Genomic DNA, 14,678 nt, shown 5'->3' on the forward strand with positions numbered 1-14,678 from the left:
GGAAGGTGTTCTTGTGATCGGTCAGGCGGGGGTCATGCCCTGCTTTTGCTTGGCGTCCGCCGCAGCGGGAGAAGCCAGGTAAGCCAGCAACGCACGTGCTGCATCCGCCTGCTGCGAATGCACGCCAACGCCTGCGGAAAACGTGGTGGTGATCTGGATGGCCGGTGGCAGCGGGCCCACGATCTGGATGCCCTGCACGTGCAGCAGCTCGCTCAGTTGCTGGAAGCCCAGCGCCACTTCGCCCTTGGCCACCAGCGAGCCCACGGGCACACCGGGGGGCGCCTGCACCATGCGCGGGGCGATCTGCTCGGCAATGCCCCAGCGCTCGAACAGTTTGCTCAGCGCCACTCCGCTGGGGCCGGTGGACAGGCTGATGCTGGGCGCGGCCAGCACGGCAGCGCGCACGACGTCTTCGCTCGACAGGTCGGGCAGCGGCGCACCCGCTGGCACGGCCACGGCCACGCCAGAGTGCACCCAGTCCACCTTACTGCCGGGCACCAGATGGCCCGCAGCCATGAGCTTGTCGATGGCGTCGGATGCGAGGATGACCACGTCGAACGCCTCACCGGCTGCCACGCGCTTGGCGGCGTCCACCCCGCCCACCGATTCGATGGCGGCCTGCGTGCCCGACTGCTGTGCAAAACCGGCCACCAGGTCGGCCAGCACCTGGCGCGTGGCCATGGAAGAAATGCCTCGGATCACAGTAAAGCCTCACGCAAATCAGGGGTTGTGCAACCAATTTGCCCCCGAGCGTGGGCCTGAGATGCATTCTTGTTTGCGTGAGTCTGGGCAGGCTGCGTCATGCGTTGTCTCCTGCCGGGCTGCGGGTGGCCCAGGCGGTGCGTGCAGTTGTATACATGCCGCCGATTGTGGGCAGCGGCGGCCCAAACATGAAGGCGGCACCGGCACTACCAGATATATCATTCCGTGATCGTTGACCCACAGCTATTGCAAATAGCAGAGAGCCTTGCCCATGGACCTCAAGCAGATCGAATACTTTGTGCGGGTGGCCGAACTGGGCAGCTTTACCCGCGCCTCGGTGGTGCTGGACATTGCCCAGCCCGCCCTGAGCCGCCAAGTGCGCCTGCTGGAGGTGGAGCTGCGCCAGAACCTGCTGGTGCGCAACGGCCGGGGCGCCACGCCCACCGAGGCGGGCAAGCTGCTGCTGGAGCACGGGCGCGGCATCCTGCACCAGGTGGAGCGCGCACGGGAAGAGCTGGGCCGCGTGCGCGGTGCGCTGGCCGGGCGCGTGGCGATTGGCCTGCCGCCCAGCATCGCCAAGGTGCTGACGGTGCCGCTGACGCGCGCGTTCCGCGTGAAGATGCCGGACGCTGCGCTGGCCATCAGCGAGGGGCTGTCGGTGGCCATGCGCGAATCGCTGACCACCGGGCTGCTCGACATTGCGCTGCTCTACAACACCACGCCCGCGCCGGGCATCGAGACCACGGCGCTGCTGGAGGAAGACCTGTTTCTGGTGCAGCGCCGCGCCCCCGGCCAGAGCGAGGCAGAGGCTGATGCCCTGGCCCGCACGCCCCTGCAGCTGGACGAGCTACCGCGATTTCCACTGGTGATTCCCACCCGCCCCAACTCGATCCGGATGCTGGTGGAGTCGGAACTGGCCGCGCGTGGCAAGCGCCCGCAGATCAGCCTGGAGATCGACGGCGTAGCCGCCATCCTGGACCTGGTGGCCGATGGCGCGGGCTGCGCGGTGCTGCCCATGAATGCAGTCACCACGTCGGGCAAATCGGAGGTGTTCAGCACCCGGCCCATCCACGGCGCGGGCAGCGATGGAGAGGATGCGGAAGCCAGCGGCAACACGCGCCTGCGCAGCAAGCTGTTCATGGCCGTCAGCTCGCAACGCCCGGCCACGCTGACGCAGCAGGCGATGGCGGAGCTGATTCGGACGACGCTGCAGGCGTTGTACAGGTCTCCCCCCTGAGGCGCTGCGCGCCTTCCCCCCAGGGGGACGACGCCATCGCTGCGGGGCGGCCCTTGCTCGGCGTCCCTGGTATTCGGCCGCGCCAGTTGCATGGAGCAGAGACGAATCAAAGGGGCTGAGGCGTCAGTCCCCAGCAGCTGGGGATGGCAAGCTTTCCAACAACCGGTCCGCATAGTCCTGCCAGCGTGCGTCCTTGGGCAGGCCCTGAAACACGCCTTCGCGTGCCAGCTCGGCCACCCATTGCTGCTTGGCGGCGATGGCGGAGGCCATCAGGGGTTCCATGCCGGCCTCGCGCACTGTGTGGGCGGACTCGCGCATTTCCTCGGCGCGGCGCTGGCCGTGTTGCACCACGCGGCTGAAGAAGTAGCGGCCTTGCTCGTGCCAGTCGATGGACGGGAAGGTCTCGGCCAGCGTGGGCAGTACATGGTCTTCCACGCCGTAGTGGCGGGCGGTGGCGTAGCTTTCGATGACCAAGGCCTCCAGGCCCTTGATCATGATGCTGCGGCACATCTTGATGGCGCTGGTCACGCCCAGTTGCTCGCTCACGGGTTGGGCATCCATGCCCCAGCCGGTCAGCACCTCGGCCAGTGCGGCAGCTTGCGCGCCGCCCAGCAGCATGGGCACGCGGATGCCGTAGGGCGGCACGGACGTCATCACCCCCGCCTCGACATAGTGCGCGCCCCGCGCCTCGATGAGCGCCGCCGCTTGCTGCTTGGTGCCGGGCGATGCGGAGTTGATGTCCAGGAACACGGTGCCGGGGCGGATGTGCTGCGCCGCCTCCTGCGCCACGGCCAGCGTGTTCGACGCGGTGACGGCTGAGATGATGCAGTCGCAGCGCGCGCACAGCGCCTGCATCGCATCCACCGCCACCACACCCGCCTGCGCTGCGTGCTTCTGCAGGTCGTCGCGGTGCGCGGGGTCGGCCAGCTTCAGGTCCCACGCAGCGACGGAGGCCACGCCGGGCTGCACGCGCAAGCCTGCGCTGAAGATCTTGCCCACCTCACCGTAGCCCACGAGGCCGATGTGTGTGATGTTCATTCGATGTTCCTTTCCGCCTTTCACCACCGCCAACGAGCCGCAGCGGCAGCGCTCACTGGCGCGCGATCTTGGCCTTGGCGATCACGTCGCTCCAGCGGCGCACATCGGCGGCCAGGTGCTCGCCCAGCTGCGCGGGGGTGCTGCCCTGGGCATTCAGATTCAGTTCCAGCAGGCGCTTTTTCACATCGGGTTGGGCCAGCGCGGCTTGCACCTCGCGCGAGAGGCGCTCCACCACGGCGGCGGGCGTCTTGGCAGGCACGGCCAGGCCGTTCCACGACGTGACGTTGAAGCCCGCGAGTGGCCCGCCGCTCTCGCGCACCGTGGGCACATCGGGCAGCTGCGGCGCCCGCTGCGCGCCCATCACGGCCAGCGGCCGCAGGGCCTTGGCGCCGATCTGCGGCATGAGGCCACCCAGGATGTCGATCATCACGTCGATCTCGCCGCCCCGCAGGGCCGTGATGACCGGCGGCGTGCCGTTGAAGGGCACCACCTGCGCATCGATGCCCGCCGTCACCTTGAACAGCTCGGCCGCCAGGTTCTGCGTGGTGCCAATCTGCGGCGTGCCGATGTTGAGCTTGCCGGGGTGCGCGCGGCCGTAGGCCAACAACTCGGCCAGGGTGGCAAAACGCCCGCCTTCTTTCACCACCACAGCCAGGTCAAACGTGGCCAGCAGGGAGACGGGCGCAAAGTCCTTGAGCGTGTCGAACGGCAGCGACTGGAACAGCGCCGCACTCACCGCCGTGCCACTGCTCACCAGCAGCAGCGTGTGGCCATCGGGCTCGGCGCGGGCCACCTGCTCGCCCGCCACCACACCGCCCGCGCTGGGCTTGTTTTCGATCACGACGCTTTGCCCCAGCGGGCCGGCGATCTTCTGGCCCACCGTGCGCGCCGTGATGTCGGCCGCGCCGCCCGCCGCATTGGGCACGACGATGCGCAGCGGGCGTGAGGGAAAAGCGGCCTGCGCGCTGGCGGCGCCACCGAACGACGCGGCCAGCCATGCCAGGAGGGTTCTGCGGTGCATGGCGCTGCCCATGGTGCGTGCTACCTGGCCACGCCCAGCAGGCGGTCCAGCAGCTCGGGCTGCGCGCTCAGTTCGGCCGCACTGCCGGTGTGCACCACGGTGCCCCGGTCCAGCACAGCGGCGTGGTCCGAGATGGCCAGGATGGCCTGCGGATGCTGCTCCACGATGATGGCCGACAGGCCCTCTTCGCGCGTGATGCGGCGGATGGCGCGCAGCAGCTCTTCCACGATGATGGGCGCGAGGCCTTCGAGCGGCTCGTCGAGCAGCAGCAGGCGCGGGTTGAGCACCAGCGCGCGGCCCACGGCCAGCATCTGCTGCTCGCCGCCGGAGAGCTGCGTACCCAGGTTCGCCCGGCGCTCGGCCAGGCGGGGGAACATTTCGTACACACGCTCGGGCGTCCACGGCCGCGCGGTGGAGCCTTTGCGGCCCGGGCGGGCCACGGCCGTGAGGTTCTCGTGCACGGTCAGCGACTTGAAGATGTTGCGCTCTTGCGGCACCCAGCCGATGCCGGCTGCCGCACGCTCATGCGGCGGCAGCTTATGCAGGGCCACGCCGCCCAGGCTCACCGTGCCCGCGTGCTGGCGCGTGGCGCCGGCCAGCGTGTTGATGAGCGTGGTCTTGCCCGTGCCGTTGCGGCCCAGCAGGGCCAGCGTGTCGCCTTCGGGCAGGGCCAGAGAAATACCTTGCAGCACCACGGCTTCGCCGTAGCCTGCGCTCAGGCCTTCAATGCGTAGCAGCTCAGACATGGGCGTCCTCCCCATGGCCCAGATACACGGCCTTCACCTGCGGGTCGTTCGCAATCGTGTCCGGGTCGCCCTCGGTGAGCACGGTGCCGTTGACCAGCACCGTCATGCGGTTGGCAAAGCTGAAAACCAGGTCCATATCGTGTTCGATCAAAAGCACCGAGACATCGGCGGGCAGGGCCGCCACGGTCTGCAGCAGTTCCTCACGCTCGCCGGCGGGCACACCGGCCACGGGTTCGTCGAGCAGCAGCACGCGCGGCTCGCAGGCCAGCGCAATCGCAATCTCCAGCAGGCGGCGCTTGCCGTAGGCCAGCACGCGCGTTTCCTCGGCCATCACGGACGTGAGGTGGAACTGCTCCAGCAGTTGTTCACAGCGCTCATTGACCGCTTTGCGCGCGCCCAGCGGCTGCCACCACTTGCCGCCCAGGCCCTGGTGCTGCGAAACGGTGAGCGCCAAGGTTTCGAGCGGCGTGAGCGTGTCGAACAGCTGGTTGATCTGGAAGGTGCGCACCATGCCGCGTTGCACGCGCTGGTGTGGCGCCAGGCGCGTAATGTCTTGCCCTTCGAGCGTGATGAAGCCTTCGGTGGGCTCCAGCACGCCCGTCAGCAGGTTGATGAGCGTCGTCTTGCCTGCGCCGTTGGGGCCGATGAGCGCATGGCGTGCGCCCTTTTGCAGGTTCAGCGTGACGTTGTTGGTGGCCGTGATGCCGCCAAAACGTTTGACCAGGCCTTGCGCCGACAGCACGGTGGTGGAGGTTGTCGTGTTCATATCAATAGCCTCCTACTTTGGAGGCGGCCCCGGCCTTGCGACCGGCGCCAAACCAGGTCCAGGGGCGGAACAGACGGTCACGCCCGACCAGTACCAGCACCACCAGGAACAAGCCCACCCAGAAGGTCCAGTACTGCGGTGTGATGGACGAGATCACGTCCTGCAGCAGCTTGAAGCCAATGGCGCCGAGGATGCCGCCGTACAGCCAGCCCACGCCGCCGATCACCAGGATCAGCATCACGTCGGCCGAGCGGTGAAACTCGAACAGGTCGAGCGAGGCAAAGCCCGTGGTCTGCGTGAGCAGTGCGCCCGCGGCACCGGCCAGCGCAGCGGCCAGCGTGTACACCTGCGCCAGCTTGGCCGTCACGGGGATACCGATGGCCATGGCGCGCAGCCGGTTGTCGCGGATGGCCTTGAGCGTGGCACCAAAAGGCGACTGCACGATGCGCCGCGCGAGCAGGAAGAACACCAGCAGCACGGTGAGCGAATACCACGCGGCCGTGCGGCCGTACAGGTCAAACTCGAACTGGCCAAGCACCGGCCCCATCATCACGCCCTGCAGGCCGTCGGCGCCACCGGTCAGCCAGTCGAGCTTGTTGGCCAGCTCCAGCATCACCAGTCCCACGCCCAGCGTGACCATGAGGCGGGTGAGATCGGTGCCGCGCATGATGGTGAGCGACGCCACGGCGCCCAGCACGGTGGCCGCGCCAATGCCCACGGCCAGGCCCACCAGCGGGTCGGGCATCACATGCTTGGCAAACAGCGCGGCCGCGTAGCCTCCCAGCCCGAAGAAAGCCGCATGGCCCAGCGACACGATGCCGGTGTAGCCCAGGATGAGGTCCAGCGAAATCGCGAACAGCGCCACGATGGCGATCTCGTTGATGATGAGCGCATGGCTGGGCAACGCCAGCGGCGCGGCAAAGGCCAGCAGCCACAGCACGGGCTCCCACCAGCGAAAGCGCCGGGCCTGCAGCAGGGTGTTTTGCGGGTTCGCCATCACTTGCCCCCCTTGCGCACAAAGAGGCCCTGCGGGCGCCAGATGAGGATCAGGATCATGAGGCTGTACACGATGAAGGCGCCCAGCTTGGGGATGTAGTACTTGCCCGCCACGTCGGCAATGCCGAGCAGCAAGGCGGCCAGCAGCGGGCCGGTGATGGACGAGGTGCCGCCCACGGCCACCACGATCAAAAAGTAGATCATGAACTTGAGCGGAAAGCTCGGGTCGAGCCCCAGCACTTCAGCGCCCAGCGCACCGCCCAGGCCTGCCAGGCCGGAGCCAAAAGCGAAGGTGGACAGGAACACGATGTTCACATTGATGCCCATGCCTGCAGCCACGCGCTGATCGTCCACACTGGCGCGCAGGCGGCTGCCGAAGCGGGTTTTGGTGAGCACGTATTGCAGGCCCACGGTGAGCGCCGCACACACCGCGATGATGAACAGGCGGTAGTGGCCCATGCCCAGGGTGAATGCGCCGCTGCCGATCTCGGTCCGGCCCTTGAGCCATTCGGGCAGCTGCATGATCTGCTGCGTGGAGCCCACAAAGTAGTCCACACTGGCCACGGCCATGAACACCAGACCGATGGAGAACAACACCTGGTCCAGGTGGGCCTTGTGGTACAGCGGCCGGTACAGCGTGCGCTCCAGCACGCCGCCCAGCACGGCCGTACCGACAAAGGCGATGGGCAGGCAGACGAGGAAGGGCACATCCAGCCGCTGCATGAGCAGCACGGTGATGTAGCCCCCCGCCATGGCAAAGGCCCCGTGCGCGAGGTTGATGAAGTTCATCAGCCCCATGGTCACGGCCAGGCCTACTGCCAGGATGAACAGCAGCATGCCGTAGGCAACGCCGTCGAAAAGAATGGTCAGCATGAAATCACTTCATTGAAGACAAAAGTGCACCACCCTGCTCAGGGCTGTGGAAGTGCGACGAATCACCAAAGCCGGACGTTCAACCTGCGGCCACCGGTTTCGACAGGCTCCGCCCGAACGGATCGAGAGGGAGCCTGCCCGTAAATACTGGCGCGGCCCAGACCAGCGGCCGCCGCGCAAGGGCCGCCCCGCCGCGCTGGCGGCGTCCCCCTTGGGGGCTGAGTGCCGCGGCTCCGAGCCTGCCTGCGCAGGCTTGGACGGCAACGAAGAGTGGCCGCATCTGGCGGACACACCGAGCGGGTCGCGGCTCAGGGGGGCTTATTTAGTCTTGCCGGGGTCCTTGACGTCCTTGATCACGTCGAACTCCACGTTGTACAGCTGGCCGTTCACACGCTCCACCTTGCGCAGGTACACGTCCTGCACGATGTCGCGGGTCTGCGCATCGATGAACACCTTGCCGCGCGGGCTTTCGAAGATCTGGCCCTTCATGGCGGCCAGCAGGGCGTCACCGCCGCCGGCACCCTTGGTGGTCTTGAGCGCTTCGTAAATCACGCGCATGCCGTCATAGCCACCCACGGCCATGAAGTTGGGGCGCAGGCCCTTGTTGGCCTTCTCGAAGGCTTCCACAAACTTCTTGTTCATGGGCGAGGGGTGCGCGGCCGAGTAGTGGTGCGAGGTGACCACGCCCAGCGCGCCGTCGCCCATGTCGTTCAGTTGATCGTCATCCGTCACGTCGCCGGTGCCGATGAGCTTGATGCCGGCCTTGTCCATGCCGCGCTCCAGGAACTGCTTCATCACCGCAGCGCCTGCGCCCGAAGGCACAAAGACGAACAGCGCATCCGGCTTGGCGTCACGCACCTTCTGCAGGAAGGGGGCGAAGTCGGGGTTGCGCAGCGGCACGCGCAGGGCTTCGGTCACCTGGCCGCCGTTGAAAGTGAGGCGCTGGTTGAAGAACTTTTCGGCATCGATGCCGGGGCCGTAGTCGCTCACCAGCGTGACCACCTTTTTGATGCCGTTCTTGGGTGCCCAGTCGGCCAGGGCCACCGACACCTGCGGCAGCGTGAAGCTGGTGCGCACCACGTAGGGCGATGCCTCGGTGATGCTGGAGGTGGCGGCGGCCATCACCACCAGGGGTGTCTTGGACTGCGTGGCCAGCGGGGCGGTGGCCATGGCCGAGGGCGTGATGCCCATGCCAGCCAGCACGTTGACCTTTTCGTTGACGACCAGCTCCTGGGCGAGGCGACGGGTCACGTCGGGCAGGCTGGTGTCGTCCTTGATGATGAGCTGCACCTTCTTGCCGGCCACGGTGTCGCCGTTCTGGGCCATGTACAGGCGCGCCGCGGCTTCGATCTGGCGGCCGGTGGTGGCTTGCTGGCCGGTCATGGGCAGGATCAGGCCGATCTTGAACACGTTGTCCTGCGCCACGGCGGGCAGCACGGCCAGACCGGTGGAGAGCGCAATGGCGGCAGCGGCCGAGGCACGAAGAAGGTGGCGTTTTTGCATCGTTGTCTCCTGTGGAAAGTCGTTGTATACAGAAAATGCTGGCGGGAGTTTGGCGTGGGCTGGGTTATTTCACAAGCGCAAATTCGAGCATTCAGGTATTACCAAATGCAATAACTCAAGACACTCTGGACGCTTGCACCGGCCGTTATGCCCGCTCGCGGATCAGCTGTACACCGGGCAAGCCCTGCACCTGCGACGCCTGCACCGCCGCCAGCAGGTTGCGCCGGGTGATGCGCGAGTGCTCGCGCAGGATGGCCTCGGCCCGCGCGCCTTCGCGCCGCTCGATGGCGTCCAGCGCCTGGCGGTGCTGGTCCTGCGCCACCACCAGCATGTCGCGCGCCTGGGCCGAATGCGTCTGCACCACCACAAACGCCGAGGGCGACGCAAACGGCAGGCCCTTGACGCGGTCCAGCTCGCGCGCCACCACGTCGCTGCCCACCATGCGACTGAGCAGCAGGTGGAACCGCGCATTCAGCTCCACATAGCGCGAGAAACCCTCGTCATCCAGCGTGGAGGGGGCCAGCGTGGCGTCGATGGCGTCCAGGCACGCATGGGCCTCGGCCAGCAGCGCGGGGGCCACGCCCCGCTCGGCCGCCAGGCGCGCGGCCAAGCCTTCCATAGTGCCACGCAGCTCAATCGCATCGGCCACATCGGTTTCAGAGAACGTGCGCACGGCGTAGCCGCCACCGGGCAGCCGGTGCAGCAGCCCCTCCTGCTCCAGCCGCATCAGCGCGGCGCGGATCGGCGTGCGCGATACGCCCAGCTTCTCGACGAGCGTCAGCTCGGCGATGCGGGCACCGCCGGGCAGCTCGCCCGCCAGGATCATCTCGCGCAGGCGCAGTTGTGCCTTGACGGCCTGCGAGGCGCCCGCCTCGGCAGCCTCGGCCGGTGGAGCGATGCTCAGGGGGTCGGACAGGTTCATGGCGGGTGATGGATTGAATTGAGCCACCACAATGTATACAGAAATCAGGACAGCTTCCACCCATTCTCGTGAAGCACCATTACAAAACAACAGCTTACGAGATATAAAGAACTGAGATAGCTGTTTTACTGCTTTCTTATGTATACAGAAAATCTCCTTTTCCGCACAATTGCGCTACGCCAGCCGCGATCTGAACCCGGGCTGTATACCAAGACTGCGACAACACCTTCCACCCACGGAGAGAGACAACCATGTATCCCAAGAACGCCTGGTACGTAGCCTGCACGCCCGACGAGATCGCGGACAAGCCCCTGGGCCGCACCATCTGCGGCGAGAAGATCGTGTTCTACCGTCCCGCGCCCGATCAGGTCGCCGCGCTGGACGACTTCTGCCCCCACCGGGGCGCGCCGCTGTCGCTGGGCACGGTGTGCGAAGGCCATCTGCAATGCGGCTACCACGGCCTGCGGGTGGAATGCACCGGCAAGTCGGTGTCCATGCCTGGCCAGCGCGTGCAAGGGTTCCCCAAGGCGCGCAGCTTTCCGGTGGTGGAGCGCTACGGCTTCATCTGGGTGTGGCCTGGCGACGCCGACAAGGCCGACCCCGCCACCATCCACCACCTGCCCTGGGCCAACAACCCCGAGTGGGCCTACGGCGGAGGGCTGTACCACATTGCCTGCGACTACCGCCTGATGATCGACAACCTGATGGACCTGACGCACGAGACCTATGTGCACTCCACCAGCATCGGCCAGAAAGAAATCGACGAGGTGCCCTGCAAGACCCGCGTGGAGGGCGACGAGGTGATCACCAGCCGCTTCATGGAAGGCATTGAAGCCCCCCCGTTCTGGAAGATGGCGCTGCGCATGAACGGCCTGCCCGATGACCAGCTGGTGGACCGCTGGCAGATCTGCCACTTCACGCCCCCCAGCCATGTGCTGATCGAGGTGGGCGTGGCGCTGGCTGGCCACGGCGGCTACAACGCACCGGCCGACAAGAAGGCGTCGAGCATCGTGGTGGACTTCATCACGCCCGAGACCGAAACGTCGATCCACTACTTCTGGGGCATGGCGCGCAACTTCAAACCGCAGGACCCGTCGCTCACCACCCAGATCCGCGACGGCCAGGGCAAGATCTTTGCCGAAGACCAGCAGATGCTGGAACTGCAGCAGGAGAACCTGCTGCGCTACCCTGACCGCAAGCTGCTCATGCTCAACATCGATGCGGGCGGCGTGCAGTCGCGCAAGATTCTGGACCGCCTGCTGGCTGCCGAGCGTGCTCCGGCCGCAGCCCAGGCGGTGGCCGCATGACCGCGCAGGAGACGCTGCAGGTCCGCGTCGTCCAGAAGCGGGTCGAGGCCGAGGGCATCGCCAGCTATGAGCTGGCGCGACTGGACGGTGCCGCACTGCCACCGTTCAGCGCGGGTTCGCACATCGATGTGCACCTGCCGGGCGGCCTGGTGCGCCAATACTCGCTGTGCAACGCCTCCCACGAGTCGCACCGCTACCGCATCGCCGTGTTGCGCGACCCGGCATCGCGCGGCGGCTCGGTCGCCATGCACGACAGCGTGCACGAAGGCGATGTGATCACCATCAGCACGCCGCGCAACCACTTTGCGCTGCACCCCGCACAGCGCACGCTGCTGCTGGCTGGCGGCATCGGTGTGACGCCGCTGCTGTGCATGGCCGACCGGCTGGCGCGCACCGGTGCCGACTTTGCGCTGCACTACTGCACCCGCTCTGCCGAACGCACGGCGTTTGCCGCCGAGATTGCCGCATCGGCGATTGCGCCCCATGCCCACTTTCACTTCGATGCAGGCGCCCCTGAGCAGAAGCTGGACACCGCCGCCGTGCTGGCAGCCCCCAGCCCCGACAAGCGGCTGTATGTGTGCGGCCCGGCCGGCTTCATCGACCATGTGGTGACCACCGCCAAGACCTTGGGCTGGGCGCAGGACCACATCCACCTGGAATACTTTGGCGCCCCGGCGCAGGACACCTCGGGCGACCAGGGCTTTGAGGTGCGCATTGCGAGCACCGGCAAGGTCTACCCCATTGCGCCCGATGTGTCGGTGGTGGAGGCGCTGCGCAAGGAGGGCATCGACATCCTGACCTCGTGCGAGCAGGGCGTGTGTGGCACCTGCCTCACGCGCGTGCTGGAAGGCGAGGTGGACCACCGCGACATGTACCTGACCGATGAGGAAAAGGCGGCCAACGAGCAGTTCATGCCGTGCTGCTCGCGCGCGCGCAGCAAGCTGCTGGTGCTGGATCTGTAGGCGCCAACAGCCCCAATCCAGCAAAAAGGCGCTGCAGGCTTTGGGCTGCAGCGCCTTTTTCATTTGTTCCTGAATTGATAGCTACCAGCGCATATGAATCGTGCGCTTGGAGCCAATTCGGCTCAAAGATTCTGACTATTCCTGTTCCGCAGCCGCTGCGCGGATGGTCTCGCGGCCATTGCGGTCTTTCACGCGGCCCAGGTCGGTGTCGAGGGCGCGGGCCAGTTTGTCGGCCGCGCCGATGAAGGCATTGGCCATCTTGTCGGCTTCATCGGTCACGGTCACAGGCTGGCGGCCGGTGACGCGCGCCTCGATGCGACAGCGCTTGTCATTGGCGCCCGACTTGCCGGCATCCAGATCGCTCAGGAACACCTCCAGCCGTGTCACATGGTCCTGAAAGCGCGACAGCCGGCTCTTGCACTCGTCCGTGATCCAGCGGGCCAGGGAATCGCCGCCGTGGATGTGGTCATCGGTATTGACTTGTACTTGCATGGGGAGGGTCCTTCCTGATGAAGTTGCGAAGGCCCCATCATGGCACCGGCATCCATATCCCCGGTGAATACATGTCAAAGGATGTAGAGAGCCTGGTGACGATGTCGCGGGGGATGGTCCACAGGCTCTTACAGTTTGTCGAGCGCCACGGCGGCCTGCCAGGGCGCATCGGCAGGCAACCCCCGCGCTTCATTCACACGCGCCAGCAGGCGGGTAGCGGCCGGGTCTCCGGGCAGCCGCTCCAGCACCGTTGCCAGCTGTGCCTCGGCCCCGGGCCAGTCGCGCGCATGGAAGGCGTTCAACGCGGCCAGGCTGGCATCGCGCACCGCAGCATCCTCGCATGGCGTGAACACGCGCACGGGCTCGCTCTTGCCCTTGACGATCACATCGTCCAGCGCACGCAACGTCACCGTAGGCGGCAGCTGCGCTGCAGTGGCGGCCGACAGCAGGATGCCGGTGCCAAACGCCTTGTTGGCGCCCTCCAGCCGAGCCGCCAGGTTCACTGCGTCACCAATCGCCGTGTACGAAAAGCGCTGGTCCGAGCCCACATTGCCCACCACCACGCGCCCCGTGTGCAGCCCGATGCGCATGTGGATGGGTGGCAGGCCGCGCGCACGCAGGTCGGCCACCAGCGCCTGCATGGCCTGCTGCATGGCGATGGCGGCGGCCACGGCGTGTTCGGCATGCCGCGGGTCGTCCAGCGGCGCACCCCAGAAGGCCATCACCGCGTCGCCAATGAACTTGTCCACAGTGCCGCCCGTGGCGTGCACGATCGGCGTCATGGCGTTGAAGTAGCCGGTGAGCACCTCCACCGTCTGCTCGGCACTGAGCTGCTCGGACAGCGTGGTGAAGTTGGCCAGGTCGGTGAACATGAGCGTGACCTCGCGCGCCTCGCCACCCAGGCGCATCAGCTCGGGCTGCGCAATGAGGCGAGAGACCACCGCGGGTGGCACGTACTGCGCAAACATCGCCCGCGTGTGGCGCGCGCGCTGGCGCACCACGGCATAGCCCACCAGCGCGGCCGCTCCATAAATGGCAACCGCCGCCACCGCCGGCAGCAGCGGCGGCCACCACAGGCGCAGGCCGGCAAACAGCCCCCACGACACGGCGCCCATGGCCACCACCAGCGCCGCCGTCAGCGCCGCCGCGCCCGCCGGGTGCAGCCGTCGGCTGGCCCAGAGCAGCACAGGCAGCAGCAGCACGGTGATCACCAGGGTCCATGCGTCCGACACGCTGCGCAGCCCGCCGCCGGTGAGGTAGTTGTCCAGCAGCGTGGCCTGCAGCTCCACCCCCGGGAAAAGCCGCTCACCGCCCGCCGTGCCAAACGGCGAGTTGAACAGGTCGGCCTGCGAGTGCGACAGCTCGGTGGCGGTGCGCACCGAGCGCCCCACCAGCACGATCTTGCCCTTGAAGAACCCCGCAGGCAGCAGCCCCGGCTCCAGCGCCTGGTAGTACGAGCGCGTGTCAAACGTGCCACGCGGTCCCCGGTAGCCGATCCAGTCGAAGTGGTGCAGTGCGGGCCGCTGCCCTAGTGCCTCCGCTGCGCGCTGAGCCAGCCGCAGTGCAAAGCCCTCGCGCGCGGCGGGGGCGCGGCGCACCACAAAGTCGTCGTCCGGCTCCACCCCGGCATCGCCCGCATCGGCGCCCGCATCCAGAAGCCGCTGCAGCGGCTGAATGTCCATCCACAGCGCGGCATTGGCGCTGTCGATCTTTTCGCGGGTGGAGGCCAGCACCACCGGCAAGCCTTGCACCGCCTGGGCAATGGCGCGGTCCAGTGCGGCATCCTCGGCCTCGGTGGTGGGGTCGGCAAAAACAATGTCCAGCCCCACGGCCAGGGCGCCGTCGGCGCGCAGCCGCTCCAGCAGCGCCGCATGCACGCTGCGCGGAAACGGCCAGGTCTGCTGCAGCTCCTGAAACGTGGGCTCGTCGATCGCGAGAACCACCACCGGCGCGGTCGTGCGGTGGGGGGCCGCCAGCGCCGTCATCACGTCAAAGGTCTTGAACTCCAGCACGTGCCAGGTGCGGCTGAGCGTGGCGGCCCCCACCAGCAGCAGCGCCAGCACGCCCGCCGCCAGCGAGAGCCACCGCTGGCGCTGCCGGGCCTGCGGCATTG

14 protein-coding genes are annotated in these 14,678 nt (G+C 67.2%); 3 read left to right on the plus strand and 11 right to left on the minus strand.

What is annotated here, in order from left to right; translation table 11 throughout:
• Nucleotides 1–21: 21 nt before the first annotated feature.
• Nucleotides 22–681 carry a substrate-binding domain-containing protein gene (locus ACODSU_RS00365; protein ID WP_488839227.1) on the minus strand — a complete coding sequence of 220 codons (660 nt, stop codon included), beginning with the start codon at nucleotides 679–681 and terminating at the stop codon, nucleotides 22–24.
• 292 nt (nucleotides 682–973) lie between these two features.
• Between ACODSU_RS00365 and ACODSU_RS00370 the strand changes: the two genes are divergently transcribed.
• A complete protein-coding gene (locus ACODSU_RS00370) occupies nucleotides 974–1,939 on the plus strand; it encodes a LysR substrate-binding domain-containing protein (RefSeq protein ID WP_488839229.1) in 966 nt (321 codons plus the stop codon).
• A gap of 123 nt (nucleotides 1,940–2,062) precedes the next feature.
• Here the strand turns inward: ACODSU_RS00370 and ACODSU_RS00375 are convergent, their stop codons facing one another.
• The 8 genes from ACODSU_RS00375 to ACODSU_RS00410 form a co-directional block, all read right to left on the minus strand.
• Entirely contained in the window at nucleotides 2,063–2,977 is a 915-nt protein-coding gene (locus tag ACODSU_RS00375; protein WP_488839231.1) for a DUF1932 domain-containing protein, read from the minus strand.
• Nucleotides 2,978–3,029: 52 nt separating this feature from the next.
• Nucleotides 3,030–4,010 (minus strand): tripartite tricarboxylate transporter substrate binding protein, encoded by a 981-nt coding sequence (locus tag ACODSU_RS00380; RefSeq protein WP_488839233.1) that lies wholly within the window; start codon nucleotides 4,008–4,010, stop codon nucleotides 3,030–3,032.
• Nucleotides 4,011–4,018: 8 nt separating this feature from the next.
• The gene (locus ACODSU_RS00385; protein ID WP_488839235.1) at nucleotides 4,019–4,744 is read right to left on the minus strand and encodes an ABC transporter ATP-binding protein; all 726 of its coding nucleotides are present in this window, start codon (nucleotides 4,742–4,744) and stop codon (nucleotides 4,019–4,021) included.
• On the minus strand, nucleotides 4,737–5,510 hold the full coding sequence (locus ACODSU_RS00390) for an ABC transporter ATP-binding protein (RefSeq protein ID WP_488839236.1): 774 nt from the start codon (nucleotides 5,508–5,510) through the stop codon (nucleotides 4,737–4,739). Before ACODSU_RS00390 ends, ACODSU_RS00385 begins: the two co-directional genes overlap by 8 nt.
• 1 nt (nucleotide 5,511) lies before the next feature.
• Nucleotides 5,512–6,507 carry a branched-chain amino acid ABC transporter permease gene (locus tag ACODSU_RS00395; protein ID WP_488839237.1) on the minus strand — a complete coding sequence of 332 codons (996 nt, stop codon included), beginning with the start codon at nucleotides 6,505–6,507 and terminating at the stop codon, nucleotides 5,512–5,514.
• Nucleotides 6,507–7,379, minus strand: coding sequence for a branched-chain amino acid ABC transporter permease (locus tag ACODSU_RS00400; protein ID WP_108497911.1), 873 nt, complete (start codon nucleotides 7,377–7,379; stop codon nucleotides 6,507–6,509). The genes ACODSU_RS00395 and ACODSU_RS00400 overlap by 1 nt, the downstream gene beginning before the upstream one ends.
• 318 nt (nucleotides 7,380–7,697) lie before the next feature.
• A complete protein-coding gene (locus ACODSU_RS00405; RefSeq protein WP_015016188.1) occupies nucleotides 7,698–8,882 on the minus strand; it encodes an ABC transporter substrate-binding protein in 1,185 nt (394 codons plus the stop codon).
• A 145-nt stretch (nucleotides 8,883–9,027) separates the two neighbouring features.
• A complete protein-coding gene (locus ACODSU_RS00410) occupies nucleotides 9,028–9,804 on the minus strand; it encodes a GntR family transcriptional regulator (protein WP_488839239.1) in 777 nt (258 codons plus the stop codon).
• A gap of 251 nt (nucleotides 9,805–10,055) precedes the next feature.
• Between ACODSU_RS00410 and ACODSU_RS00415 the strand changes: the two genes are divergently transcribed.
• Together ACODSU_RS00415 and ACODSU_RS00420 are read left to right on the plus strand one after the other, a co-directional pair.
• Nucleotides 10,056–11,111, plus strand: coding sequence for an aromatic ring-hydroxylating dioxygenase subunit alpha (locus ACODSU_RS00415; RefSeq protein ID WP_015016190.1), 1,056 nt, complete (start codon nucleotides 10,056–10,058; stop codon nucleotides 11,109–11,111).
• The gene (locus ACODSU_RS00420) at nucleotides 11,108–12,073 is read left to right on the plus strand and encodes a PDR/VanB family oxidoreductase (RefSeq protein ID WP_488839241.1); all 966 of its coding nucleotides are present in this window, start codon (nucleotides 11,108–11,110) and stop codon (nucleotides 12,071–12,073) included. The genes ACODSU_RS00415 and ACODSU_RS00420 overlap by 4 nt, the downstream gene beginning before the upstream one ends.
• 135 nt (nucleotides 12,074–12,208) lie before the next feature.
• Here the strand turns inward: ACODSU_RS00420 and ACODSU_RS00425 are convergent, their stop codons facing one another.
• Together ACODSU_RS00425 and ACODSU_RS00430 are read right to left on the minus strand one after the other, a co-directional pair.
• Nucleotides 12,209–12,565 carry an HPF/RaiA family ribosome-associated protein gene (locus ACODSU_RS00425; RefSeq protein WP_488839243.1) on the minus strand — a complete coding sequence of 119 codons (357 nt, stop codon included), beginning with the start codon at nucleotides 12,563–12,565 and terminating at the stop codon, nucleotides 12,209–12,211.
• A 128-nt stretch (nucleotides 12,566–12,693) separates the two neighbouring features.
• Nucleotides 12,694–14,676, minus strand: coding sequence for a CHASE2 domain-containing protein (locus tag ACODSU_RS00430; RefSeq protein WP_488839245.1), 1,983 nt, complete (start codon nucleotides 14,674–14,676; stop codon nucleotides 12,694–12,696).
• Nucleotides 14,677–14,678 lie beyond the last annotated feature (2 nt).

Source organism: Acidovorax sp. FG48, assembly GCF_057809085.1.

Excerpts from the sequence above, each read along its gene's own strand:
- ACODSU_RS00410 (WP_488839239.1), bottom strand. The coding sequence starts at position 9,804 with ATGAACCTGTCCGACCCCCTGAGCATCGCTCCACCGGCCGAGGCTGCC.
- ACODSU_RS00415 (WP_015016190.1), top strand. The coding sequence starts at position 10,056 with ATGTATCCCAAGAACGCCTGGTACGTAGCCTGCACGCCCGACGAGATC.
- ACODSU_RS00400 (WP_108497911.1), bottom strand. The coding sequence starts at position 7,379 with ATGCTGACCATTCTTTTCGACGGCGTTGCCTACGGCATGCTGCTGTTC.
- ACODSU_RS00385 (WP_488839235.1), bottom strand. The coding sequence starts at position 4,744 with ATGTCTGAGCTGCTACGCATTGAAGGCCTGAGCGCAGGCTACGGCGAA.
- ACODSU_RS00380 (WP_488839233.1), bottom strand. The coding sequence starts at position 4,010 with ATGGGCAGCGCCATGCACCGCAGAACCCTCCTGGCATGGCTGGCCGCG.
- ACODSU_RS00425 (WP_488839243.1), bottom strand. The coding sequence starts at position 12,565 with ATGCAAGTACAAGTCAATACCGATGACCACATCCACGGCGGCGATTCC.
- ACODSU_RS00405 (WP_015016188.1), bottom strand. The coding sequence starts at position 8,882 with ATGCAAAAACGCCACCTTCTTCGTGCCTCGGCCGCTGCCGCCATTGCG.
- ACODSU_RS00375 (WP_488839231.1), bottom strand. The coding sequence starts at position 2,977 with ATGAACATCACACACATCGGCCTCGTGGGCTACGGTGAGGTGGGCAAG.
- ACODSU_RS00395 (WP_488839237.1), bottom strand. The coding sequence starts at position 6,507 with ATGGCGAACCCGCAAAACACCCTGCTGCAGGCCCGGCGCTTTCGCTGG.
- ACODSU_RS00370 (WP_488839229.1), top strand. The coding sequence starts at position 974 with ATGGACCTCAAGCAGATCGAATACTTTGTGCGGGTGGCCGAACTGGGC.
- ACODSU_RS00420 (WP_488839241.1), top strand. The coding sequence starts at position 11,108 with ATGACCGCGCAGGAGACGCTGCAGGTCCGCGTCGTCCAGAAGCGGGTC.
- ACODSU_RS00390 (WP_488839236.1), bottom strand. The coding sequence starts at position 5,510 with ATGAACACGACAACCTCCACCACCGTGCTGTCGGCGCAAGGCCTGGTC.
- ACODSU_RS00365 (WP_488839227.1), bottom strand. The coding sequence starts at position 681 with ATGGCCACGCGCCAGGTGCTGGCCGACCTGGTGGCCGGTTTTGCACAG.
- ACODSU_RS00430 (WP_488839245.1), bottom strand. The coding sequence starts at position 14,676 with ATGCCGCAGGCCCGGCAGCGCCAGCGGTGGCTCTCGCTGGCGGCGGGC.